Here is a 22,951-nt window from a genome sequence, read left to right on the forward strand (position 1 = left end):
AGATGTTTTAAATGAAGCAGCTGTTCTTTCGGTTATATTTATTGTTGATTCTTACGCTAGTCGGTCTCGGCTGGAGCATCGACAAGCTATATAATACGGTTTCTACTGAAGAGCAGCTAACCTCAGACGTCGAGCTACATAAAGGCACTTTCTTCCTTTTAGACACCGAGCTCAGAAGACATCCAGAACATGAGCGTCCATCGCATTTAGAAGCGCTGGCCACCTCTTTTGGTTACCAAGTGCAGTTAGTTGAAATCAACTCACTGGAAGTGATAGAGCAAGCGAGTGAAGTCGCTTTTTCCTCTCAACAACTTGAGTATTTGAGCGCTGGCGGTATTGTACCGCTGTTCAATGATATTGCTGGCGAAAGTTGGTTTTTCAAGCGGCTTACCAATACCGACCAGATAATGGTATTGGGGCCTATCTACGGTGAGCCATTCGTCCAATCAGATGTAGTTTATGCGTTGATTTTGTTTATCGCTCTCGCGTTTATTGTATTTATTTGGGTGTGGCCTATCTCAAAAGGCTTGATGTCGATGACTCGGGCAGCTACCGCATTTGGTAAAGGTGACTTCAGCGCAAGGGCAAGCACTCAAGTACCCAGTCCAATGCTCAACTTAGTTGAGCGCTTCAATTCAATGGCGTCGCGCATTCAGCGCCTAATCAAATCTCACAAAGAACTTTCACATGCTGTATCGCATGAGCTACGTACACCAATTGCGCGTATTCGCTTTGCGATGGAAATCATTCGTGATGAAGATGACAAAGCACTTATTCATCAATATATCGATACCATGGACCAAAATATTGAAGAGCTAGATGCGTTGGTTGATGAGCTGTTGATTTACGCAAGGTTTGACCGTGAAGAGCCGCAGCTAAACATTACGAAAGTCAATCTAGCTGAATTGATAGAAGAGGTCACCGAGCGTTTTGTGGTGACTGAACCGGACTTACACTTTCATGTACATGTTGATTCTGAAGGCAGCGAGAAACTGAACGACTGTCAGATCGACAAAGACGCGATTTCTCGAGTGGTCGATAACTTGTTACGCAATGCTGTACGTTACGCAAACAAACATATTGACGTTGATGTGAGCGTTATAGGTAAAGATGTGGTGGTCGCTGTGAATGACGATGGTCCTGGCATTCCAAAAAGTCAGTGGCAGGCGCTTTTTGAACCTTTTGTTAGACTAGATCAAAGCCGAGATCGCAAATCGGGTGGTATTGGTTTGGGTTTAGCAATAGTAAAGCGTTTTATAGAGCTTCATCAGGGCAGTGTTAAAATCGGACAGTCAAAAAAAGGAGGGGCAAGCTTTATACTGGCTTGGCCCCATCATTTGTCTTTGAAAACTAACAAAGTAATCAGTGAGAAGTCGTAGGCTCAACGACATTGTAGCCACGATTTTGCATACACTTAATCACGATAAACTTACGTTCGTCCTTGGCTTTGTAGCTACCACCAGCAGCGCCTATCGCTGCACCAATAACAGCGCCAGCCAATAAATCTTCACCACTTTCTGTTGCACCTGCTAAAGCCCCGGCAGTTGCGCCAATAGCCATATCCGTTTGTGTATCTGCATTGATATAGCCGCGCTGTTTTGCCACTTCTTGGCAAGCGAGTAAGTCATTTTCGTAGTTCGCTAAGTCACCACCGTCCACAATAGGGCGGTGTGATGCACCTGTATTAGAACATGCGCTTAAAGTTAGTGTCAGAATTGTAGCTGCTGTAGCCATCTTTGATGTAGTAAACATGGTATCTCTCCTCTTCATTTAGTGAGGAAATAGTGCGTTCATTACCTGTCAGTTGCTGTATGGATTTGTATAAATGTTTATAACGGCAGATTAATAGGTGTGCGTAAACAACCGTCAAGTATTTAATATGTTGATATATATGGGTTTTGTTGCTTTGGCTGTTGACAGATTTATACAAATGGTCTGTCAATTTACAGCTAGGAAACAAGCAAACGCTATGGCAAAGAACACTACCCAAGAGAGGTGTTTGCCTTTAGAGGCCACTAATGCGATGACACCATGAATGGAAAATGTTACTGCAATAATTAATACGAGTTGATATGGCTTGGTATTGGGAGATGCAAGTAGTATCAAAACAGCCGCAAGACCAAGCCAAGCAAGCGAGGTGATATGCCAAGCAAAACGCAGAGTTTGAATAGTAAACCTGTCGCTTCCGAACAACTTGGGTAAATTATCCCGCTTAAATAAGCGAATAAGTATATAGCGCTCACCTAAGTATGAATGGGCTATACCAATAAAGACTATAAGAGTTGCTGCTAGGTATAGCCAAACTGCCATGTGGGGTTCTCCTTGTTGTCACTATTTCATTGCTATCTAACGGTATTTTGCAGATGTAATAAACTCACCAAACGCTTCACACCACACAATAACCGTATTGTAGTTAGCGACATCGACACCATCGGTCACGGGCACAACGAAGTTTTCAAATGTTTTGATATCACCAACCTGCACCATCGTATGCTTTGCACGTTCAAAATCAGCTTCTGTTTCAATAAATTCTGGTGAAAGGTAAAGTTTATATTCAGGGCCAGGAGCAATCTCGCCCATCAAGGTAATATAGTCATTCGCAATAGAAACGTTGCCTTCGCCCCAGTGCAGGGCGTCACTGTCTGCCAATTCTCTTACGAACTTAGCTGTAAACATGGCATTGCTTGAACGTTGGGAAATCATTTCCGCACTTGGTGCAGGCGGGGCGGTGAGTATAGGTAAGGCATAGATACCGGCCGCAAAGCCAATAAAAACAGCTGCTGCGTGTGACAGCAATAAAAATATTAATTTACGTATACTCATAAAAATACTCTAGTTGGTAAGAATAATCGGCTACTTGAATCCCTCAATTGGTATTTTTTCACCGCGCATTTCAGCTCAACCTATTGGCGATAACCGTCAGCTGTATTACAACGCATTGCTTAGTTCATAGACCGTGACTTTAAAGGCTTCATTTCCCGGCATGTCACCAGTAAAGGTGCCTTTTATCTTAAATCCAAAGGTTTGATAAAACTGTAATGCGCGTCCGTTACCTTTTAACAGTTCGATATTAAACGGCGTTATTGATTCCGATAATACATGACGAATAAGAGCTTTTCCGATACCTTGGCGATAGCTGTTGGGATGCACATACAGCCAAGCAATTTCTGCATCATCATACGCTATAAATCCTTTTACTTTACCATTTTGTTCTGCAACCAATACATCGTACTCGAATAGTGCTTCGCGCTCTGCCGCAATAGTTAGTGGTAAAAATGCGGCTTCTAAATTGGCCGCTTTAAGTTCATCTATGCGCGCTGGGTCGTGTATTGCACAAAGCGCAGCCCAATCAGTTTGGCTGTAAGGCCTAATTATCATTGTTTTATCGTCCTTGTTCATAAGAGCAAAAAGCTAAAGCCCTTTAAGAAAGTCGGCACCAATTTCGACAACATCAGCTATTGTCTCTGGAAGCGAGGTGTCGTCTAAATCGCTCAGAAAAGAATCGAAATTAAAATGCGGCCAACCTTCAAAACAAGCATCTGAAACTTCACTACGGAGCTCTTTGTACGTGGCTTGAAAGTTGTTTTTATTTGCCACCTCAGTATATATCCCCGCTGCACAAAACATGGCGTACGCGTAATGAATGTTCGTAGCAGACTCAAATTGCTTTAAAAAAACGAACTCAACTTCTTTAGCGGTGTAATGCGTTTTCTTTGACGCGTGCTTTATGAGCTGACGGGGAATCGTTCTCGCAATATTTTTAATTGAAGCTTTGTTTTGAAAAGTATCTAACATCTTGGCTCGCTCCTTTTTGCCAACCTACATCATCAGTTTTTGTTACTGTGCGCTCTATAGTAGCCCTAACAATATCGTTAAAAAAACACTGCTTTCTGCAATTCGTTGAACAATTCCCAACAAGCCTCTAGGCCAACCTATAAGAAAGGTGGCGAGTAGCGATAATAGTGAAATAAACGCAATATTTGCTATCCAGCTGTTTTGAACATCAATCATATCATTTAGCTGGTATAGCATTGCCGCATAACAGCCAGCACCAACAATATTGTGAATAATGTTCTTCCAAGAACCAATGGCTGGTGTTTCTGGATCACATGGAAAAAATGCAGAAAGTAGATAACTCAGCCCCACCGCCCATAGCAGGAATGTCGCGTGTGGGGCGCTATTTTGTTGAACTGACGAATATGCCAGTATCATTATGCCAACACCAAAGGGGAAAAATAGCCCGTATGACACTTGTTTTTCGTAGGTAGAGCCAGTTTCTGCTAGTTCACTGATAGAGTGCTTAATGTGGCTGTATTTGGGGCGTTTGTGTCCAAAATAAAAAATGCCAGCCCAGAGAAAAACATAAAGCAGTATCAATAAAATTATCATGTCGACGTCTACGTGTTATTCACTGAGTAGATTCACTAACCAAGGCGCTTGGCCCAGTTGCCATTGTGCTGAATGTCACAATTTTCCTCGGTATCAAAAACGATATGCTTTGCCAAATTTTTAACTTTAATTCCTATGCTGCTCAACTCGTGCTGAATTAACGACTGCAGCGAGGTTTTTATGTCTGATTGCAGGTAAGCATCAAGATTTTCATTCGTATCAAATACGCAGACAATTTTTAAACTAGCAGGGAAGTTTGAATAATTGACAACGTGAGTCAGCCATTCAAAGCCATGAATGTTTTTCAAGGCCGTTTCGCAGACGTCAGTGAGCAGTGTGCGAAGCTGGTTATCGAGTTTTTTATCTGATTTACGCATGTCGTCATGAACACCTAACTAATGGGTTGCTATAAGCACGCTGAAAAGAATAAATAGTCTGAACTGAGCATTCCCATTGAAAAATCGCTTAATTTTTTATCACTATGTAAATGTGATTACATGTTCGATATTTAACGTGTAGCTTACTAAAAAACAAATAGTTTTTTTGTTTGCTATATTTTTCCGTACTCCCGTAAATCATAAATTTTTACTGTTTCAATTTTTGTCCATAATCCTTGCACAATTCATAACTATACTCTTTGACTATGTTGAATACATCATAATAAGGATATATGTATGAGCAGCTGTCCCCACCTTAACAGGCAAAAATGTTGGTTTAAGCCAACATCATTTTTGCTTATCACGGTTCCTCTCTGGGCCTTTCAAACACAAGCAGCACAATGTGAATTTACCGTAGTGAATGAATGGCAAAACGGTTACACAGGTCAATTGGTTATTACCAACGACACCACTGAAGTTATTGATGGCTGGCAAGTTGACCTAGCATTCAGCCAGAACGAGACCATTGGTAGTGCATGGAATGCGAATTTAAATGGAAGCAACCCTTACATGCTGACTAATAAAGGCTGGAATGGCAAGATCAATCCTGGCGCTTCAAAATCATTTGGTTTTAACGGAACAAAGCCTAATGGCTCACTTGTCTCGCAGCCTACGCTAAGTGGTGTGTGTGACAGCTCAGGTGGTGACAACGACGAAAGTCCATTTTCTATTGACATCGACGCTTCCGTATTATCAGGCGTAGCACCTTTAACTGTCGACTTCACCGCGCAATTGGAAGGGGCAGGTGATGACGACGTGGATTATGTTTGGCGTGTTGAAGACGAATCTATCGCTGATACTCAAAATGCACAGCACACATTTGATATTGCGGGCGAGTATACCGTTACGTTCAGCGCATCAAGTGGTGAGCAAACGCTGGAGTCACAGTTAACCATCACCGTTGAAGAGCCACAGCCAGAATCAGCGCAATGTCAACTAACCATTGAGCAAGAGTGGAACTCTGGGTTTAGAGCGCGTGTTGATATCAGTAATACCGCGAATCAAGCCATTGAAGGCTGGCAAGTGCTTATGCAGTTTGACGACGCCACGAGAATTACCGGCGTATGGCATGGTAACCATACAGGGAACAACCCCTATACTGTTGTGAACGAGCAGTACAATTCAACCATTGCCGCTGGGCAAACCATTAATTTTGGTTTTAATGCAGAAAAATCTGCACCTGATACGGCACCTACAATTCCAGCATTAGGCGGCCTATGTTCGTTCGATGGCACCATTAACAATGCACCAACGGCAGTTGCGATTGCCTCCGTAACCTCTGGCGAAGGGCCGTTAAGTGTTACCTTCGATGCTGCCCAGTCGGTCGATATTGATGGTGATGAGTTAACGTATCTTTGGGATTTTGGTGATGGCAATTCATCAACAGATATTCAGCCTACCTATATTTATCAAGAGCAAGGCAATTATTCGGTAACGTTAATCGTGAGTGATGGCGCTGCCAGTTCAAGTGCCGAGCCGATAACGATTTCGGTTTCAGAGCCTCAAATAAGCCTACCTTATCTGTTAGACAGCAACAACTCATCGCTCTACTTTGTTTCTACAAAAAAGGAACACACGGTCGAAACACATACATTCCGCACCTTAACGGGCGACATATCAATTGAAGGAGAAGCAACCTTACAAATTGACTTAAGTAGCGTCGATACAGGGGTAGACACTCGTGATACTCGAATGACTGAGCATCTATTTGCTGTTGATACCTATCCAGTTGCGCAGGTGAGTTTGTCGTTAGACTACGAGACACTTAAAGCAGTACCTACAGGTACGACGCAGGCAATGAGCATTAGCGCGGTGTTAAATTTATATGGCGCTGATATCCAAATAGATACGCAAGTGCAGGTAAGCCGCTTATCTTCATCGCGTATTTTGGTTCAAAACAGTCAACCTATCTTGCTAGATGCAACTGACTTTGGGCTTGAAGCGGGCATTGAAACGTTAAGAACGTTAGCCAATTTAACGTCAATTAGTTATGCGGTGCCAGTCAACTTTAACTTAGTGTTCAGTACAGACGTACCAGCACAAGAACAAGCAGGCGAGGAGTAAAACAATGAAATTATTTAACCTTCACCACTTGTTGAACTGTAACCTAAACAATGCTTCTAGTTTGACGTCTCCTCGTGTATCTCTTTTGTTGCTTGCTGGAGTGGGGTTGCTATCGCAGAACGCTTATGCAGCAACATGCGAATTCTCCATACCCGATAATTGGAACAGCGGATTTAAAACCGAAATAGTCATTCAAAATGATGAAACTGCTAAAAATGATTGGACACTCAACCTAACTTGGCCTGACGGAATTTCAATTAATAATGGTTGGAATGCCAGTTATGATTGTTCGAGTACGGGATGTACGATCACCAAGCAAAACGCGAATTCAGTCCTAAATCCAAATGAAAGGTTAGGGCTGGGATTCGTCGCCAGTAAAAATGGCTACGAAGGCGAAGTTGAATTAACGCTAAGTGGCGATATTTGTGATGGCGTTGTTGGTACGCCGCCGGGCTCAGGCAACGGTGATGATAATAGCGGCGGCGACAATCAAACCGATACTGGTTTGTGGTCATTAAATAGTGATACGTCATCACTGCGCTATGTTTCGGTGAAAAAACTGCATACCGCAGAAGTCAATGCATTCCAAGGTGATGATGTTAACGGTGACGCTCTATCAGGCAGTATTGATGCTAGTGGGAATGTGGTATTAGCGGTTAACTTAAACAACATTGATACGGGCATTGATATTCGAAACAGCCGCGTTGTCGATTTATTATTTGCTACTGAGCTTTTACCGACTGCTTATTTCACCACGCAAGTAGATACCTCTGAAATATCTGCCATGCAAACGGGCGATATTGCTACGCAAACAGTGACTGGTGAGTTAACCATTCACGGTGTAAGCCAGCCAATGTCACTAGACTTATTGGTGGCGAAACTGGGTGCAGGCACTGTGAAGGTCTCAACGTTACGACCACTTATTGTAGACAGTAATAGCTTTGATATGGCCTATGGCATTGAAGCCTTGCGTGTTGTCGCTGGGCTGTCAGGCATTGGTGAGGCAGTACCGGTTTACTTTGACTTGCACTTTACCTCTGTCAGCTCAAATAACTTTGTCGAAACAGAGAAAGCAGAGGCGCCAATGGCGCCAGACAGTTTGGTTGTGCAATATGAACCGTCAGACAGCCAAGCGCACTTAAATTGGCGTGATAACAGCAATAATGAAACCGCTTATCTTGTTAGACGCCAAACCTTAGGTGGTGATTGGCACACGGTTGCTGAACTTGCTGCTAGTGCAACCTTAATGTCTGAAGGCCTGCCTGATACCGGAGAGTTTAATTATAAAGTCATTGCGCTTAACCAAAGCGTACCGTCGCTGCCAACAGAAGCGGTCACAGTAACCGTGACCGAAACCAATGCTGTCGCCAGAGGTATGGAACTGTTTAACGCTAACTGTGCTGGTTGCCATGGTTCAGAGGGCGGCGGCTTGGGCAGCTTCCCAGCGTTAAACACTGAACGAAATGTTGACGCAATGATAGATGCTATCGTCCGTACCATGCCCTACAGCAATCCAGCGTCTTGTGGTCAGCAATGTGCAGAAGACATCGCTGCGTTTATTCAAACACTATGGCCAGCTACATTAACCTGTGATATCGGTGTTACACCTGTTGCCTATGGCGCAAGACAACTTAAAATCCTGACACAACGAGAATACCAAAATACCGTTGAAGACTTGTTAAATGTTGATTATCACGTTGCTGACGGATTGTCGCCAGATAGCCAAGTCGGCTTCTTCACAAACAACACACATGCGAGCGTACTATCCACTACTTATAACAACTACTTGTTGGTGGCGGAAGAGCTCGCACAATGGTCGGCAGATAAGAATTTCTCTAATGTCCTATCGTGTTCGGCACTGGATAGCAGTTGTGCCACCGCCCTGATTACTGATGTAGCCCCTAAAATATTTAGGCGGCCTTTAACATCGGATGAAGCTACGACCTATGAATCAATTGCTTTAGGTACATTTAATGGTGGTGATATAGGGGCAGGCATGCAGTTGGCGCTAGAAGGCCTATTGTCATCGCCACAATTTATCTACCGTCATGAGTTGGGTGAAGCCAACCCAGCAAACCCAGAGTTGGACAGCGATGCCTTTGAGTTAACGTCATACGAAATGGCGACTTTCCTTGCTTATACTTTCACTGGTTCTACACCTGATGATGAATTACTAGCAGCGGCGGCAAATGATGAACTTCGCGATGAAGAAAAAATCATGGAGCACACTGCTCGTTTGGCCTCAAGCGCAGAAGGGGTGCTGGCCGACTTTATCGGTAGCTGGCTAGGTACAGCAGATTTAGAAGTGGCAGCAAAAGACGAAACCTTGTATCCAAACTATCAAGATCTCGTGCCGCACATGAAAGAAGAACTAAACAAAACGTTTGCTTGGATCATGATGCAGCAGGATGAACGTTTTGCATCGCTCTACACCGCTAATTACACCTTCTTAAATGAAACGCTCGCGAACCACTATGGTATTGCTGGCGTCACAGGCCAAGAGATGCAAAAAACCGATACTGCAGACCGTGGTGGTATTTTAGCTAACGGCGCGTTTATGGCGCGTTGGGCAGAGCCCGCTGAATCTCACCCTGTGCTTCGTTCGGTTCGTGTTCGTCGTCGCATGTTATGTCAAGACCAGCCAGATCCACCTGCAGGTACCTTTGAAGCGCGTGATGAAAAACTTGCCGAGCTATCTGAATTCCTGCAAGACCCAACAACCACTAACCGTATGAAGTATCACGCATTAACAGAAGACAGCCCTTGTAGCAGTTGTCATGCTGAGTACATTAATCCGCTAGGATTTGGTATGGAAGACTTTGACGCGGTGGGTAATGTTCGTAGCAGCGACAACAAAGGAAATCAGGTTGACGCGTCGGGTGCTTTGTATGCTCCTGAGAGCTATGCTGACCTTGATTCTGTTCTGCAATTCAATGGCACTCAGGGGTTAGCTAACCTGATGGCAGGACTAAATTCAGCGCAAAATTGTTTAACACAGCAAATGTTCCGCTACACAATGGGCGTGGGACATGACGAAATTGATCCAAATAATCCTGAAGATGCGAATCTATCGGAAACGGAACAAGCGGGTTATTTATGTGAAATCGACACGCTTAAAAACAAGATGGAAAACGAAAGTCCAAGAGCCATGTTAGAAAACTTTGGTTATCTAAAATCGGTTAGATATCGCAAAGCGTGGTCAAGAGATGAGTAATCGTTTGAGCTGCAAAGGAAATTATGATGAATAAAGATCAATTAAATAAATTAGCTATGTCGCGCCGCAGCTTGTTAAAAATGGTTGCAGCCTCTGGGATATCAAGCACATTAATTCGCACCTCACCACTTGTCGCCGGTATGTTGTTCTCGCGTCATGCCGACGCACAAGAGTCTGGGCTGCCGAATAAAACCATCAGCATTTTCACGCCTGGTGGCGCTATTGCCGACCTGTGGAACCCAACTGGAACGGGTAACGACATGGTCATGGGCGCAATGTCACAAGGATACGACTCGGTAAAAAACGACTGTAACTTTTTAGTGAATATGGCACACGGCAATGCCGGTCACGGTCGAATGCCTATCATCTGGGCAAAGGAATGGAACAGCGACAGTTACGACGTCATCATGGGTAATGCATTAGGGCCTGATATGCCGTTTCGTTACATCAACTTAGGTGTACACAGTAACGGTGCTAACTACATGACGAAGGACAATAAAAACAGAATACCGTTTCAGGACAATCCTTTTACCGTGTTTGATTTAGTCTTTGGTTCTAGTCAGGGCAGCAGCGCAAAAACACCTATTATGAATGCGCATGTGTCTGCTGCTAATGCCATTCGAAGTAAATTGGCGGGTTATGAAGTACAACGAATGGATGACCATTTAGATGCTATCGCCGATACACAACGTCGTTTGGATGAATTATCCGGTGGCTCAAGTTGCGGCATAGCACCAGACAATACTGAATTTGCACTCACCCACGAGACCTTCTCGCAACAAGCTAGATTACAAGCAGATATTGCCGTAGCTGCCCTGCAATGCGGCTTAACACGCTCAGTGTCTTTAGCGTACGGAAACAGCCAGTGTGACTTCAGAATTCCAGAGCTTAGTTATCAGGGTGTCTATCACCAGTCGATTCATGGTGGCGGTGGCGGAAAAGTGAATTACCCGTATTACACTGAAATGCGCAGCCATATGGCAAGTTATAACGCGTATTTAATCCAACAGTTAAGGTCTGCAGGTATTCTAGATAGTACCGTTGTAGTGGAAACCACAGACATGGGGCACGCTGATACTCACTCGGCAAGCCCTGTAGCCTATACCATTGCTGGAGGAGGCACCAGAATTAACCATGGCGTTGTGACTAACGCTGGTACTGGTTATGACCATCACGATGTGCTGTATACCGCCGCTCAAGCATGTGGTGTTGATATTGGCTTCGGTAAAGAAATACCAGGCGTAATCGCTTAAAGCATAACTACATAAAAAAGGGCCGAAAGGCCCTTTTTTGTTGGAGGATAACGCCCGCATAAGGGGCTAAGTAATGTTTGGCTAAATGTGCAGCGAAGCGGAACCGAGCTAAACGTTACGTGTCCCGTTGCTTTATGCGCTTGTTAGAAGTACCTCTACGCCATGACTGAATATGCCCATACAACTACACCAAAAGCTGATAAGTAGAATACTATTGGCAAAATGACAAACCAAAGTAGCGCTTTCCATTTTACTACAGTGAAGTTAGCTAATATTGCTTTATAGCTTACAAAGACTGCCCAAAATGGGAAAATAATTATTAAAGAAGACCAATACTCGTCAGCGTTAAACGCAGTGATGTAATCTTGATATAAAAAAGCACTCACTAATAAAATTACTATATGAGGTATAGCGAATACTAGACTGGAAAATACATAAATAAGCCTACCATTTACTTTATCAAAATCTCCTGCGCCGCTCCAAGATAGGCGCAAATTGTAAAACCATCCGCCAATTAACCAGACAAAGATTGCGCCAAAGGTACCAACCCTGCAACCAAAAGAAAAAATACTAACCAACCTCCTGAAATTGCATCCAGCATCATTTGGTTTGAACTAGTAGCAGTCCCTAAATCAGTTTTAATTAACTTTTGATCAATTCGATCCACAGCATTTGATATTCCTATTAGCCATAGAGAGATATGAACTAACAGAGGAATATTAAGTAAATCCAAATCCTTAAAAAAAGTACTTGGCTTAAAAAAAAGTAGGTGAAAATTTTTGAAAAAGAACTTAAAACCAGTTTTCTTGCCTGTATTTGATATTTCTTCCTTGATTACGGTATCCATTGAAACTCCTTGGTACTTCTAACGCCTTACTAATGGGCGCATAAATGCTTGGCTAAAATTAGCGACGAAGGAGCACAAGCCAAGCGTTTTGCGTCCTTTTGAGTAACTTGTTAGCTACCGTATGCACGAGTAATGTCGATAGCGGCAAATATTATAACCATATTGACCAATGCTATGACGGTATTAGCCTTTAACTTTTTCAGTAACCTCTTTTGCTCAGGGTTTCGCACTTGAGCCATAACTTTAGAATCGAAAAGGTTAAAATAGAACAATAGATTAAAGGTGCTATTGAATTCCTTATATGAGCTATAGCGTGTTTTAAAAACTCTAAGCTTATCGCCACCACGACTGTTCCAAAGCTTCCTCTTTATTCTTTGATCTATCAATACCCAAATTAAACAAGGAATAAATAAAACAGCGAAGAGCAAGGTAGGACTCCTTTAGGTAGCTAACGCCCGCATAACGGGCTAATAATACTTGGCTAAAATTGATGAGGCACGAACCAAGCCAAGCTTTATTAGTCCAGTGCGTTGATGCGTTTGTTAGCTTTACCTGTCACCGTTGTATGTAACTTCATCTGTATAAATACCGATATCTTTTCGCATTTCAGATAAATATGACAGTGCTTTGTCTCTAAATACAAAGAAAGAGTAGTTATTTTGTTCCAGTGAATTATAAAGGTAATCAACCATATCACTGAACGCGTTAAAGACAGATTGTGGTGCAAACAAAGCTAACTGAGCAGTTATATGCAACCTTTGGCGGTCAAACTCTTGTACATGTTCAGCTGTTAAACCGTTTTTACTGAGTAGTGCCACGAGCTCAATTAATGGGTTTGAAACTACTTTATAAAGATCCAACTTTTGTTGGTAATTTAGGTTGTCTTTTTGAATTAGAGACTCTAATTGAGCCTTGTATTCAGATAATTCTTTATCATGTTTTTGTTTTTCATTTTGAAGGATGCGCTTAGCCCAAACCTTAGCTAGAAAACTTGAAAGCGCAAAAATGATTACTGAACCACCTCCAATAGAAATTAGGATTGCTTGAGCTAATTCAAAAGCTTCAATAGTCAAAAGATTCCCCTGTAAAGCTAACGCCCAACTAAGGGGCAAATTAATGCTTGGCTATAATTTTGGAACGCAGTGACAAAAGCCAAGCTTTATTTGTCCCGCTTGAGTTACTTGTTAGGTACAAGTTTAAATATCCACGTCTTTGGATACCACGTCCTTTAATTGAAGCTCATTTTTAGACGTGAAATCCACTTTTGAAAAGAGCCTTTTTAAGCAAATTATTAAAAACAAGAGCGCTAAGAAACCGAAAAATACAGACTCTAATGACAATTTGTATTGGTTTGTACAGTAATCCCAAATACAAAAAGTACCATTCAGCAAAGCTAGTGCTGAAAATATAACTGCGAGTAAAAAGAAAATTATATTTAGGGCCATATCTAAGTTAGCGCTTGTACCTAACGCCCCAATAAGGGGCTGATAAATGCTTGGCTAAACTGTGTAGCGGAGCGAAACTGAGCCAAGCTTTAGCAGTCCCGCGCTTAATTGGCTTGTTAGGTGTTTATATACCACCATCCTGAACTGTAGGACCTAAATGTATATTGTGATTTAAACAGTGGCTGAGTTCTATTTCGTTGTTTGAATACTGCTTACATAGTTTCGATTTAAATTGCATTTTAGCTTTGCACGCGCCTAATGTTTCAATTTCTTTTTCAAGTATATCTACACACTTCAACACTTCAGGGTGCAGTGTGTCATCTGTTTCATAATTTGTTAGGCAAAGATCATAAGACCACCAAATAGCTTTCCCCTCCACTTTACATTCTTTGGCGAATGTGGAAAAAGTTAAAAGTAGGAGGATTAGAATCAAAATTCTCATAAACACCTAACGCCCCAATAAGGGGCTGATAAATGCTTGGCTAAACTGTGTAGCGGAGCGGAACTGAGCCAAGCTTTAGCAGTCCCGCGCTTAATTGGCTTGTTATATGCCTTTATTACCAAAGTAAAATTTGTTGGCTTTGAAGTCATAAAACATAAAGTAAAACAATGCCGTACAAAGAGTTGCAGCGAAAAATAAAAGAGTAATCCAATAACCAATAGGATTTAAGTTTTGAGAAATAGATATAGCTCTCAAATAAATCTCACCATCAAAATATGCGTTAGCAAGATAATCAGAACAAAAATACAAGCAAATAACAATTACAGCATCAAACCGTGAATAAGCCTTTTTTGACACTAAATTCCATTTCAACTTTATGACTCCATAGGCATATAACGCCCCAATAAGGGGCTGATAAATGCTTGGCTAAACTATGAAGTGGAACGGAACTGAGCCAAGCTTTAGCAGTCCCGTACTTAATTGGCTTGTTATGTACCTATTCACTCATGATCTTATAGGCCAATGGGTACTCATTTTTGTAAGAATCAGAATTCAAATGTTCAGCTAATGAGACACAAGCATTTTCTTTTTCGGACAGACTCATTTTGTTAAATAGAATGATTCTATTATTTGAAACTTGCTTCGCCATTTCGAATAGCTGCTCACGCATATCTGTTGGAGTTCTATCTAGACCATCAGTTAAATTAGCGACCACAGAACTATTTCTAGTCATCCATTTATCAATAGCTTCTGAAAGTAGAACTCCTTTTTCTGGTACTTTCCGTTCGCACATGAACTTTAAAACATCTACTTTTTTAATGTAACCATATATGATTCCTACTGCTTCACCTTCATTTTCAGCATCTAACTCAGAATTTGAGTGGGCAAAACTAGATATCATCACAGCAAAAATAAATATAAATACTCTCATATTCGACCTAGGTACATAACGCCTCGTTAAGAGGCAAAAAATTGTTGGCTAAAATTAGCGACGAAGGAGCAAAAGCCAACTGTTTTTTGTCCTTTTAAACGACTTGTTATATTGCTTCTTGCAACACAACCTTATGATTAGCTTGATTTAGTGTAACACCAAAGCTGTTAAGATGAAGTAATTGAGCATACTCATCCAGATTATTGTCGCGACCAGTTTGTTTTAACCACTCTTGATAGAAAACGTCGAACTCAGAATCTTCGAAGTGCCTAATTCCCTGCGATAACACCCAAGAATTTTCTACATCATCAATGTCAGGTAAATCCACTGATTTTAAACATGTTCCAAATAGCTTTAGTAATATTACCAGTTCATCAAACGATTCTAGAGCTACTGTTTCTTGAAGCCCAATTCTTGCTTCAAGATCATTAAGGAATTCTGGCTTGATCGAATCAGATGCTACAAACGAAAAGTGTATCAAGAGATGCTGACTCCATTAGCAATATAACGCCTCAATATGGGGCGTATTAAGCTTGGCTATAATTAGCGAAGAATGAGCGCCAGCCAAGCTTTAGACGTCCCATCCATAATTGACTTGTTAGAGTACTAGTCTCCATACTTTCTTAAGGTTTCATAAACACTTTCTAATGCAACTGGAATATCTGGCCCTCTTTGTTCTGAGTTTATCATCTCGAAGAATAAGACCATCTTTTTATTAGTTTTAGCGTCTATTTCAACTGTGCAACATGAAAGTGAGATCCCCTTGAAATCTGTAAACATTTTTATGTCACATTCTTCAGTAGAAAATGTATCTTCTCGGGTTGTCTTTCGAATAAACAAGATACGTTCTTTTTCCATATTTTTATATGAATCAACGTCGCCGTGAAGCTCAATAGTATCTCCGGCCTTTAAGCTACCCTTGAAGCTTTCAATTACTTCGTACTTTCGGATAGGCCAGTTGCACTGCTTTCCATTGACTTCCCAATCGATTGTTTCAATAAATTTAAAGTGCCCTACATCGTCTGAGAATTTGAAAGCGTTTTTGAAGTCTAAGTATTTTTCTGCCTCACCTGAGCAGGAACTTAAAAGAAATATTGATATTAAAGCGAATGCTAATCTCATGAGTACTCTAACGCCCTGTTAATGGGCGGATTACGCTTGGCTATAATTAGCGAAGAATGAGCGCCAGCCAAGCAGTAAGGCGTCCATTTTAAACAGCTTGTTATATACCGTTTACTTACCAGCCTTTATTTTGGGTAACTGAATTTGCAACATGAAAAAAGCAGGAATTAGTGGCAAAAACGCTAACCAAGATAATTCAGAAACAACCCAAAACCAAATGAACCATGATTCTGCAGCAATTAGCAAAAGCAATTTCATGACGCGCTTAAAAAGCATTAGATCGCCTATAGCTGCTAACGGTAAACCAAAGCCTAGTGAGCCGACTAAAACTATAGCTGGGTGAATAGGCTCAAATTCAGTATTTCGTATAACCGAAAAATAAAATTCGTAGCCATAGCTAAATAGCAAAGGGCTCAATAGACAAAACATCCAAACAGTGCTCCAGCTAGCATTGCGCTGATGCTTAGAGTGGATTTTATTTTTTTCTTGAAGCTTGCTCAATGCATCCATTTAACTCAGGTTATCCCTAGGTATATAACGCCTTACTAATGGGCGCATAAATGCTTGGCTAAAATTAGCGACGAAGGAGCACAAGCCAAGCGTTTTGCGTCCTTTTAAGTAACTTGTTATGTTTTCAATAGCTTCTTTATCGAAAATATACGTGTATTGTACTTCTTAAATAAGAATATAAACCCTAAGGATAAAACCCCGATAAGTGTTAGAGTTTTATTTCGAATACCTTTCCAATGAATATAATCGTATTCAATTAAGAGTTCTCCATTAATTTTTAATTGTTTAATTCTATGTACTTTATCAAAGCTTGGCTCATACCAAATATCCGCTAAATAACTGTTTTTAATTTTATTTCTTTTGTTTTTTACTAAATACAAAAAGTAACTATCTTCTATGGATTTGAGCTTAAAATATGTTTTGTCACCACGGTAATTTTTATGGCGAACTTCTGAAATTATGCCTGTAGCACGTTCCAACTCTGAGATATCTTTTAAAGGGTGCATTAATGTCAATATAATCGACGCTAAAAGCAGTCCGCCACCAAAGACGGTATAAAACCATATGGCTAAAGATTTAAATGCGTGCACAATCTTCCTTGAAAACATAACGCCTTACTAATGGGCGCATAAATGCTTGGCTAAAATTAGCGACGAAGGAGCACAAGCCAAGCGTTTTACGTCCTTTTAAGTAACTTGTTATATGCACGTTACTCATTTGCCCAATTTGTATTAATTGGCGGCTTTATAATTAGGTAAATAAAAAACAAAGATACAAGACACTGAACAGTAAACCAAAACCAATATAAGCTTGGTTCTTGAGCTTGAACTACAGTTATGCCACGAAAAGAAAGTTTTGAATTAATAAAACTTTGATACGTGTTCGGCAACCAATAACACAAGAACAATATGCAGAATATTCTTAGTGGTATTGCAAGCAAATTTTTATCTGAAGAGTTCACATAGTTCCCTGTGCATATAACGCCCCAATAAGGGGCTGATAATGCTTGGCCAAACTTGTGTAGCGAAGCGGAACCGAGCCAAGCTTGAGCAGTCCCGCACTTAATTGGCTTGTTATGTTTTGATTATAAGTAGTTATAAAAAAGGTCACCATATCCCCATATAACAGTACCGAGTAAACCACAAATAACTATTTGTGGAGAAAATATGATATTAAATGTTGGGTCTGAATATGATGATGGTAAGTTTTTACTTTTGAAGTTTTGCATTCTGGTCATATATTTGCCATCCCCATAATCAATCAATGTGTTGTTCACCATATTTTGTATTTTTAAGTGAAAATACTCAGCTAACACGCTGAGAAACACAATTAACGAACCTGATCTTTGATACCATATAGCTTCATTTTCACCGACGAAGTTGTATAAACCAAACCAAATAAGATAATAGTTTAAGAAAAGAATTAACGATAAAACTCGAATACGGAAGGTGTATGTCTTACGAAATTCCATTTCGGGAATTGCCATCTTAATTTCATACTTATTGAATTTTTCTGAGCTCATTTACTAATTGACTTCCTTGCGGTTGACGAAAAACATAACGCCTCAATAAGTGGCGAAAAATAGTTGGCTAAAATAAGCGAGGCACGAGCACAGCCAACTGTTTTGCGTCCGTGACTTAATTGCCTTGTTAGGCGTCAGAATTTTCTTTAGCTAAAGAGTAAGGTGTATTCTTTATTTGTGTATTAGAGCCACTTTTAATGTGCGACTTCACTAGCAAAAATAGTGCAATAGATAAGAATACAAAAGATAAAACACCAAAACTAACTGAGTATATATTATGCGAATACTCCATTTCTGCACCATGAAAATAATACCTAACATGACCGCTAAACCAGCCAATTAAAAAGAAACAAATCACGCCCATAATTGAAAAAAACAACTTGGCTTTCACTGGCTACTCCTTGTACGCCTAACGCCCAAATAATGGGCTAATAATGCTTGGCTATACTTGTGAGCGCAGCGAACTAAGCCAAGCTTTATTAGTCCGAACGTTAATTTGCTTGTTATGTTGCGTTTACTTCAAAGGACAGTCTTTCACTTCATCAGGCAACCACCAATTTTCCTGATTAGAGTAATTACAAATATGAGCACAGCCACCACCGACTTTTTCATCCAAATCAGTAGCTAAACAATATGAATAACAATCATCTATTTTATTACACCGATTAGCAATTTTTGAAACAACACAACTGAGTTCCTTGTTATTTTTTAATTTCTCTGTAGGAATGTAATTGCATGAGCCGTTTAGTTCAGATTTCATCTTCAACACTTGCTCACTTAGTTCATCGGCGTAAATAGTTGAACCAAGCAGTGCAAAAATAATTAGAAGGTACTTCATAGCTTTCCATAGCAATATAACGCCCCAATAAGGGGCTGATAAATGCTTGGCTAAACTGTGTAGCGCAGCGGAACTGAGCCAAGCTTTAGCAGTCCCGTTACTTTATTGGCTTGTTAGTTTGCGCACGAGGCGAATGTGAAACCTTTTAATTGTGTTTCTTACTTTACGATAAGTTATTGGAAATATGAAATAAAGTCCGGAAACTGAAATCATTACAATGCCAGAATAGAAAAAGACAGGAGCATTTTGTTGTGATATGGGTTCATACCTAGAGGGCAGTTCCCCTTTAATCAGACTAAATACAACTATTCCTTCAATTAATAAACCAAAAATAATCGAATAAGCCCTCAATATCGGATGTTTGCAAGCTTTGGGCAAAGTATTAATGGACATTGGATCAGTTTTTCTTGGCTTCAATGTTTAACTTCCATATCTAATTGACAACCTCAGTTTACATAGCAAACTAACGCCCTGTTATGGGGCGAGTGTTGGCTTGCTAAACTTGGTGAGGAACGAACCCGAGCAAGCCATTACGAGTCCCATCCATGAACAGCTTGTTAGGGCTAATCAGAACACAAACCATGCTCCGCTTTACCATTAACAATAAGCTGATAGCAACCGCAAGGATCGCTGTCTACACTGCATCGGCCAGTTGTTTTTGTTCCGGCTTCTAAAAATTCATCTTCAATTCGGCAATCCCCTTGGCATTCAGAACTATCGCTGCACTCTTTACCCGCATCCATATAGCGATATACGCAAGACGGTGCCCCAAACATACAAACGCTTTGAATTACGCCACCGCTATCAAGACATGCAAGAACATCAATTTTTGATAATGCATTTAGTCTTAATTCTTGTCTAACTTCGTCCATGCTTTTTTCTGATGTTGATGCACATCCAGTAATAATGAAAGCCAGAATGTATAAAGCGAATTTCATAGTAGCCCTAACGCCTTACTAATGGGCGCATAAATGCTTGGCTAAAATTAGCGACGAAGGAGCGCAAGCCAAGCGTTTTGCGTCCTTTTGAGTAACTTGTTAGCTAGCAGCAAACACATATTTGCGGCCTAAATAAATAAAATGTGTGGCTACAACTACAGGTATTAAAAGCCAAATAAGCTCTATATTTATACCTGACATAAACACAAATCCCAAAATTGAGCAAAAGCCGCAGATTATAAATAAACGTAATTTAATAAAAGATAAAAAATACCTATTAGGCTCTAGTATATGCATTAAAACGGAGATAAACGCGAACATACCTAAAAATCCGCCGACCTCTATTAGTAGCATAATCAGTGCGCCATAATAACCATCTAAAATACCCATGATTGAAATGGGAATAGTGATCAAGCCAAGCCCTAGCAATAAGACTAGAGGACCAAACCCAATTATGGCTTCAACAATGATTAAGAATTTATATAGAGGTCTCATGTGCTAGCTAACGCCCCAATAAGGGGCTGGTAAATGCTTGGCTAAACTGTGTAGCGAAGCGAAACTGAGCCAAGCTTTAGCAGTCCCGCACTTAATTGGCTTGTTATGTTTTTATACATAAGCAAATGTTGATAGTAAACCAATAGAGCCTAGTACTAATGATAAATAAATTAGCAATTTACGTTGGGAATAACTTAGTAATTTTAATGGGCGCAAAAAGAAGAAAGCATACATAGCAACACTTACGCCAAACCAAAGCAAGGAAACATAATACGCTTCGTTGCCATGATAGATTACTGTTAACCCACGCCCCCAGAAAAAAGCTTCACCTGACAGAAGTGAAAGGATCGTATGGATAAGAAGCAAAGTTGGCGCGACTACTCCAAAAATAGCAACTTCTACTTTTTGGTATTTTGCTAATTTCACCTATACCACCGAAAAACATAACGCCCCAATAAGGGGCTGATAATGCTTGGCTAAACTGTGTAGCGAAGTGGAACTGAGCCAAGCTTTAGCAGTCCCGCGCTTAATTGGCTTGTTATATTGCCTTTATACGTGTGCTTAGTTTTTGGCGTAATTGAATACCGCCTAGCGTACCTAACAATACAGCTATAACATTTAGTAAAAATGGAAATAAAAAGGCCAATGGAACTACAGGCACGTTAAGAAATATTTCCATTAGTAAACCCATGCTTAGGCTAATTAACCAATAAAGAATAGCAACATAAAATGCGTGTTTATACGGTTGTTTTATTTGTTTGTATGCAAGGTAAGTAAATAGAATTAGTGAAATAATGAAACCCACAACCTCTAGTGCGACGATAAATGAATAACTTTGAGTAGCATTACCAGCACCTACAATAAGTGTTGCGATTGTTGAGGCAAGTACAAGCAGCAAATAATTACTTATTGAAAATATTACTATCCTTGAATAATTCACAGAAATCCTTTGGCAATATAACGCGTTGCTAATGGGCGCCTGCGTAGCAGGCGTCCAATGGAGGCACCAAAGGTGCCGGAATGAGCATTGAGCAATTTGTTATAGGTTTATTACGCAAAGCCCTATTTTTGATTCTTGGTGTTAAAATTTTCGGTTGTGAGTTGTTCGCTAGAATAATGAATTACACCTCCAAAATCTGTGTAAATTAGTAAACCACTTTGCAAATATTCCCAATCTTCTTTTCTATAAGCTTCGGAGAACTTACCTGATTCTATATTCGCAAGTACCTTTCCGTGTTTGTTGTTGTCGATAGACAACTCATCACCTATTTCAAGTTTTACTATCTGTTGGTAATCCATGGCTTACCTATAACAATTTATTAGACGACAAATTGTCCAACTTTCTGACTCTAATTTGTCGTGTAGTATTTTAAATAATTTCGAACAATAGCTTAACTCCCTAATTTTTCATAGTTAATTTAATCGTATCGTTTTTGATTCTCCAGAATTGGACAAAGTGTCCGCGATCCTGAAAATTTGCAAAATCACAAAAGCATGTAAATATTAACAGTGGTTTGTAAATGTTAAAGGAATAACAATGAAATCTCCCTTCTTACAATCTATTCACGATTACATGTACGTTCGCCGGTATGCGAAAAGAACGATAGAGTCATATTTAAGAGTGATCGCCAATTTTATTCGACACAATGATATGGCTCATCCAAAAGATTTACACAACGATGAAGTGAAACAGTTTCTAGATCATCTAGCGTTAGTTAAAAATGTTGCGCCCAAGACACAGGCGTTAGCATTGAATGCTTTAAATTTTCTCTACAAAGACGTTATAGCATCGCCTTTAGATGTTGATTTAGGCTTTGTAAAAAGCCAACGTCAAACTAAGTTGCCCGTTGTGCTTACTCGTCCAGAAGTAAAGAAACTCATGGAAAATGTCTCACCTCAATATCACTTAATTATCAGTTTGCTATATGGCAGCGGTTTGAGGCTTTTGGAAGCTGTTCGGCTTCGTGTAGCCGATATTGATTTGGATTTTAAATGCATTCGCATTTTTAATGGAAAGGGCGGTAAGCACAGAGTTGTTACGTTGGCAGAAGAGTTAATTCCTGCACTTAAAGTGCAAATTGAACAAACGCGATATTACTTGTCTTTAGACATAGAGAACGAAGATTATAGTGGCGTTTGGATGCCGCACAGACTGCGCGAAAAATACGGCGAAATGAATAAGAGCTTAGTTTGGCAATATCTTTTTCCTTCTATGAAGTTAAGTATAGACCCTGAATCAAACTTACTTCGACGCCACCACATAAACGAAAAGCAAATTCAGCGCTCAGTAAGAGCAGCCGCTCAAAAAGCTGGTATAGAAAAGCACGTTACACCTCATACATTAAGGCATTCTTTTGCTACGCACTTGTTGCAGTCGGGCGCGGATATTAGAACGGTTCAAGACCAGCTGGGTCACAGTGATGTTAAAACTACACAAATTTATACCCATATACTGCAAGCTGGCGCAAATGGCGTTCGCAGCCCATTGTCTGATTTATAGCAAC

The 22,951-nt window shown here is 40.5% G+C and carries 29 protein-coding genes; 5 read left to right on the top strand and 24 right to left on the bottom strand.

Annotated elements, in window-relative coordinates; translation table 11 throughout:
* The first annotated feature begins 11 nt into the window (after positions 1–11).
* Positions 12–1,379, top strand: coding sequence for an ATP-binding protein (locus tag ACFSJY_RS18605; RefSeq protein ID WP_386037987.1), 1,368 nt, complete (start codon positions 12–14; stop codon positions 1,377–1,379).
* Here the strand turns inward: ACFSJY_RS18605 and ACFSJY_RS18610 are convergent.
* From ACFSJY_RS18610 to ACFSJY_RS18640, 7 genes are all read right to left on the bottom strand, one after another.
* Positions 1,363–1,752 (bottom strand): hypothetical protein, encoded by a 390-nt coding sequence (locus ACFSJY_RS18610; protein ID WP_386037990.1) that lies wholly within the window; start codon positions 1,750–1,752, stop codon positions 1,363–1,365. The genes ACFSJY_RS18605 and ACFSJY_RS18610 overlap by 17 nt on opposite strands.
* Before the next feature lie 186 nt (positions 1,753–1,938).
* Positions 1,939–2,310 carry a hypothetical protein gene (locus ACFSJY_RS18615; protein ID WP_386037993.1) on the bottom strand — a complete coding sequence of 124 codons (372 nt, stop codon included), beginning with the start codon at positions 2,308–2,310 and terminating at the stop codon, positions 1,939–1,941.
* Positions 2,311–2,346: 36 nt separating this feature from the next.
* Complete coding sequence (locus ACFSJY_RS18620) at positions 2,347–2,823, bottom strand: DM13 domain-containing protein (protein WP_386037996.1); 477 nt, start codon at positions 2,821–2,823, stop codon at positions 2,347–2,349.
* Positions 2,824–2,928: 105 nt separating this feature from the next.
* The gene (locus ACFSJY_RS18625) at positions 2,929–3,378 is read right to left on the bottom strand and encodes a GNAT family N-acetyltransferase (protein ID WP_386037999.1); all 450 of its coding nucleotides are present in this window, start codon (positions 3,376–3,378) and stop codon (positions 2,929–2,931) included.
* A gap of 33 nt (positions 3,379–3,411) precedes the next feature.
* Positions 3,412–3,795 (bottom strand): DUF6559 family protein, encoded by a 384-nt coding sequence (locus tag ACFSJY_RS18630; RefSeq protein ID WP_386038002.1) that lies wholly within the window; start codon positions 3,793–3,795, stop codon positions 3,412–3,414.
* 54 nt (positions 3,796–3,849) lie between these two features.
* The gene (locus ACFSJY_RS18635) at positions 3,850–4,389 is read right to left on the bottom strand and encodes a DUF998 domain-containing protein (protein WP_386038005.1); all 540 of its coding nucleotides are present in this window, start codon (positions 4,387–4,389) and stop codon (positions 3,850–3,852) included.
* A 35-nt stretch (positions 4,390–4,424) separates the two neighbouring features.
* Positions 4,425–4,766, bottom strand: a complete 342-nt coding sequence (locus ACFSJY_RS18640) for a Fis family transcriptional regulator (protein WP_386038008.1) — start codon at positions 4,764–4,766, stop codon at positions 4,425–4,427.
* A gap of 297 nt (positions 4,767–5,063) precedes the next feature.
* On the opposite strand from ACFSJY_RS18640, the gene ACFSJY_RS18645 reads away from it, so the two are divergent.
* From ACFSJY_RS18645 to ACFSJY_RS18655, 3 genes are read left to right on the top strand one after another with little or no spacing between them, the layout of a single operon-like run.
* Positions 5,064–6,890 (top strand): cellulose binding domain-containing protein, encoded by a 1,827-nt coding sequence (locus ACFSJY_RS18645; protein ID WP_386038011.1) that lies wholly within the window; start codon positions 5,064–5,066, stop codon positions 6,888–6,890.
* 4 nt (positions 6,891–6,894) lie between these two features.
* Positions 6,895–10,104 (top strand): DUF1592 domain-containing protein, encoded by a 3,210-nt coding sequence (locus ACFSJY_RS18650; protein ID WP_386038014.1) that lies wholly within the window; start codon positions 6,895–6,897, stop codon positions 10,102–10,104.
* A gap of 23 nt (positions 10,105–10,127) precedes the next feature.
* Complete coding sequence (locus ACFSJY_RS18655) at positions 10,128–11,357, top strand: DUF1552 domain-containing protein (RefSeq protein ID WP_386038017.1); 1,230 nt, start codon at positions 10,128–10,130, stop codon at positions 11,355–11,357.
* 155 nt (positions 11,358–11,512) lie between these two features.
* Here the strand turns inward: ACFSJY_RS18655 and ACFSJY_RS18660 are convergent, their stop codons facing one another.
* From ACFSJY_RS18660 to ACFSJY_RS18740, 17 genes are all read right to left on the bottom strand, one after another.
* Positions 11,513–11,851 (bottom strand): hypothetical protein, encoded by a 339-nt coding sequence (locus tag ACFSJY_RS18660; protein ID WP_386038020.1) that lies wholly within the window; start codon positions 11,849–11,851, stop codon positions 11,513–11,515.
* Between the two features lie 20 nt (positions 11,852–11,871).
* Positions 11,872–12,204 carry a hypothetical protein gene (locus tag ACFSJY_RS18665; RefSeq protein ID WP_386038023.1) on the bottom strand — a complete coding sequence of 111 codons (333 nt, stop codon included), beginning with the start codon at positions 12,202–12,204 and terminating at the stop codon, positions 11,872–11,874.
* Between the two features lie 548 nt (positions 12,205–12,752).
* Entirely contained in the window at positions 12,753–13,277 is a 525-nt protein-coding gene (locus tag ACFSJY_RS18670; RefSeq protein WP_386038026.1) for a hypothetical protein, read from the bottom strand.
* Between the two features lie 496 nt (positions 13,278–13,773).
* Complete coding sequence (locus tag ACFSJY_RS18675; RefSeq protein WP_386038029.1) at positions 13,774–14,091, bottom strand: hypothetical protein; 318 nt, start codon at positions 14,089–14,091, stop codon at positions 13,774–13,776.
* 496 nt (positions 14,092–14,587) lie between these two features.
* Positions 14,588–15,022: a hypothetical protein gene (locus tag ACFSJY_RS18680; RefSeq protein WP_386038032.1), complete on the bottom strand. Its 435-nt coding sequence runs from the start codon at positions 15,020–15,022 to the stop codon at positions 14,588–14,590.
* A 106-nt stretch (positions 15,023–15,128) separates the two neighbouring features.
* Positions 15,129–15,503 carry a hypothetical protein gene (locus ACFSJY_RS18685; RefSeq protein WP_386038035.1) on the bottom strand — a complete coding sequence of 125 codons (375 nt, stop codon included), beginning with the start codon at positions 15,501–15,503 and terminating at the stop codon, positions 15,129–15,131.
* Positions 15,504–15,628: 125 nt separating this feature from the next.
* The gene (locus ACFSJY_RS18690; protein WP_386038038.1) at positions 15,629–16,144 is read right to left on the bottom strand and encodes a hypothetical protein; all 516 of its coding nucleotides are present in this window, start codon (positions 16,142–16,144) and stop codon (positions 15,629–15,631) included.
* 111 nt (positions 16,145–16,255) lie between these two features.
* Positions 16,256–16,654 carry a hypothetical protein gene (locus tag ACFSJY_RS18695; RefSeq protein ID WP_386038041.1) on the bottom strand — a complete coding sequence of 133 codons (399 nt, stop codon included), beginning with the start codon at positions 16,652–16,654 and terminating at the stop codon, positions 16,256–16,258.
* A gap of 116 nt (positions 16,655–16,770) precedes the next feature.
* Positions 16,771–17,244 (bottom strand): hypothetical protein, encoded by a 474-nt coding sequence (locus ACFSJY_RS18700; RefSeq protein ID WP_386038044.1) that lies wholly within the window; start codon positions 17,242–17,244, stop codon positions 16,771–16,773.
* A 494-nt stretch (positions 17,245–17,738) separates the two neighbouring features.
* Positions 17,739–18,176, bottom strand: a complete 438-nt coding sequence (locus ACFSJY_RS18705; protein ID WP_386038047.1) for a hypothetical protein — start codon at positions 18,174–18,176, stop codon at positions 17,739–17,741.
* Positions 18,177–18,303: 127 nt separating this feature from the next.
* Positions 18,304–18,567 (bottom strand): hypothetical protein, encoded by a 264-nt coding sequence (locus ACFSJY_RS18710; protein WP_386038050.1) that lies wholly within the window; start codon positions 18,565–18,567, stop codon positions 18,304–18,306.
* A gap of 123 nt (positions 18,568–18,690) precedes the next feature.
* A complete protein-coding gene (locus ACFSJY_RS18715) occupies positions 18,691–19,014 on the bottom strand; it encodes a hypothetical protein (RefSeq protein ID WP_386038053.1) in 324 nt (107 codons plus the stop codon).
* A 563-nt stretch (positions 19,015–19,577) separates the two neighbouring features.
* A complete protein-coding gene (locus tag ACFSJY_RS18720; RefSeq protein ID WP_386038056.1) occupies positions 19,578–19,952 on the bottom strand; it encodes a hypothetical protein in 375 nt (124 codons plus the stop codon).
* Positions 19,953–20,051: 99 nt separating this feature from the next.
* A complete protein-coding gene (locus tag ACFSJY_RS18725; RefSeq protein WP_386038059.1) occupies positions 20,052–20,447 on the bottom strand; it encodes a hypothetical protein in 396 nt (131 codons plus the stop codon).
* A gap of 111 nt (positions 20,448–20,558) precedes the next feature.
* Entirely contained in the window at positions 20,559–20,873 is a 315-nt protein-coding gene (locus ACFSJY_RS18730) for a hypothetical protein (protein ID WP_386038062.1), read from the bottom strand.
* Between the two features lie 112 nt (positions 20,874–20,985).
* Entirely contained in the window at positions 20,986–21,345 is a 360-nt protein-coding gene (locus tag ACFSJY_RS18735) for a hypothetical protein (protein WP_386038065.1), read from the bottom strand.
* Positions 21,346–21,509: 164 nt separating this feature from the next.
* Positions 21,510–21,746, bottom strand: a complete 237-nt coding sequence (locus tag ACFSJY_RS18740) for a hypothetical protein (protein WP_386038068.1) — start codon at positions 21,744–21,746, stop codon at positions 21,510–21,512.
* 238 nt (positions 21,747–21,984) lie between these two features.
* Between ACFSJY_RS18740 and ACFSJY_RS18745 the strand changes: the two genes are divergently transcribed.
* Positions 21,985–22,947, top strand: coding sequence for an integron integrase (locus ACFSJY_RS18745; protein WP_386038071.1), 963 nt, complete (start codon positions 21,985–21,987; stop codon positions 22,945–22,947).
* The last annotated feature ends 4 nt before the right edge of the window (positions 22,948–22,951 follow it).

Source organism: Thalassotalea euphylliae (assembly GCF_042682785.1).
Lineage (GTDB): Bacteria > Pseudomonadota > Gammaproteobacteria > Enterobacterales > Alteromonadaceae > Thalassotalea_F > Thalassotalea_F euphylliae.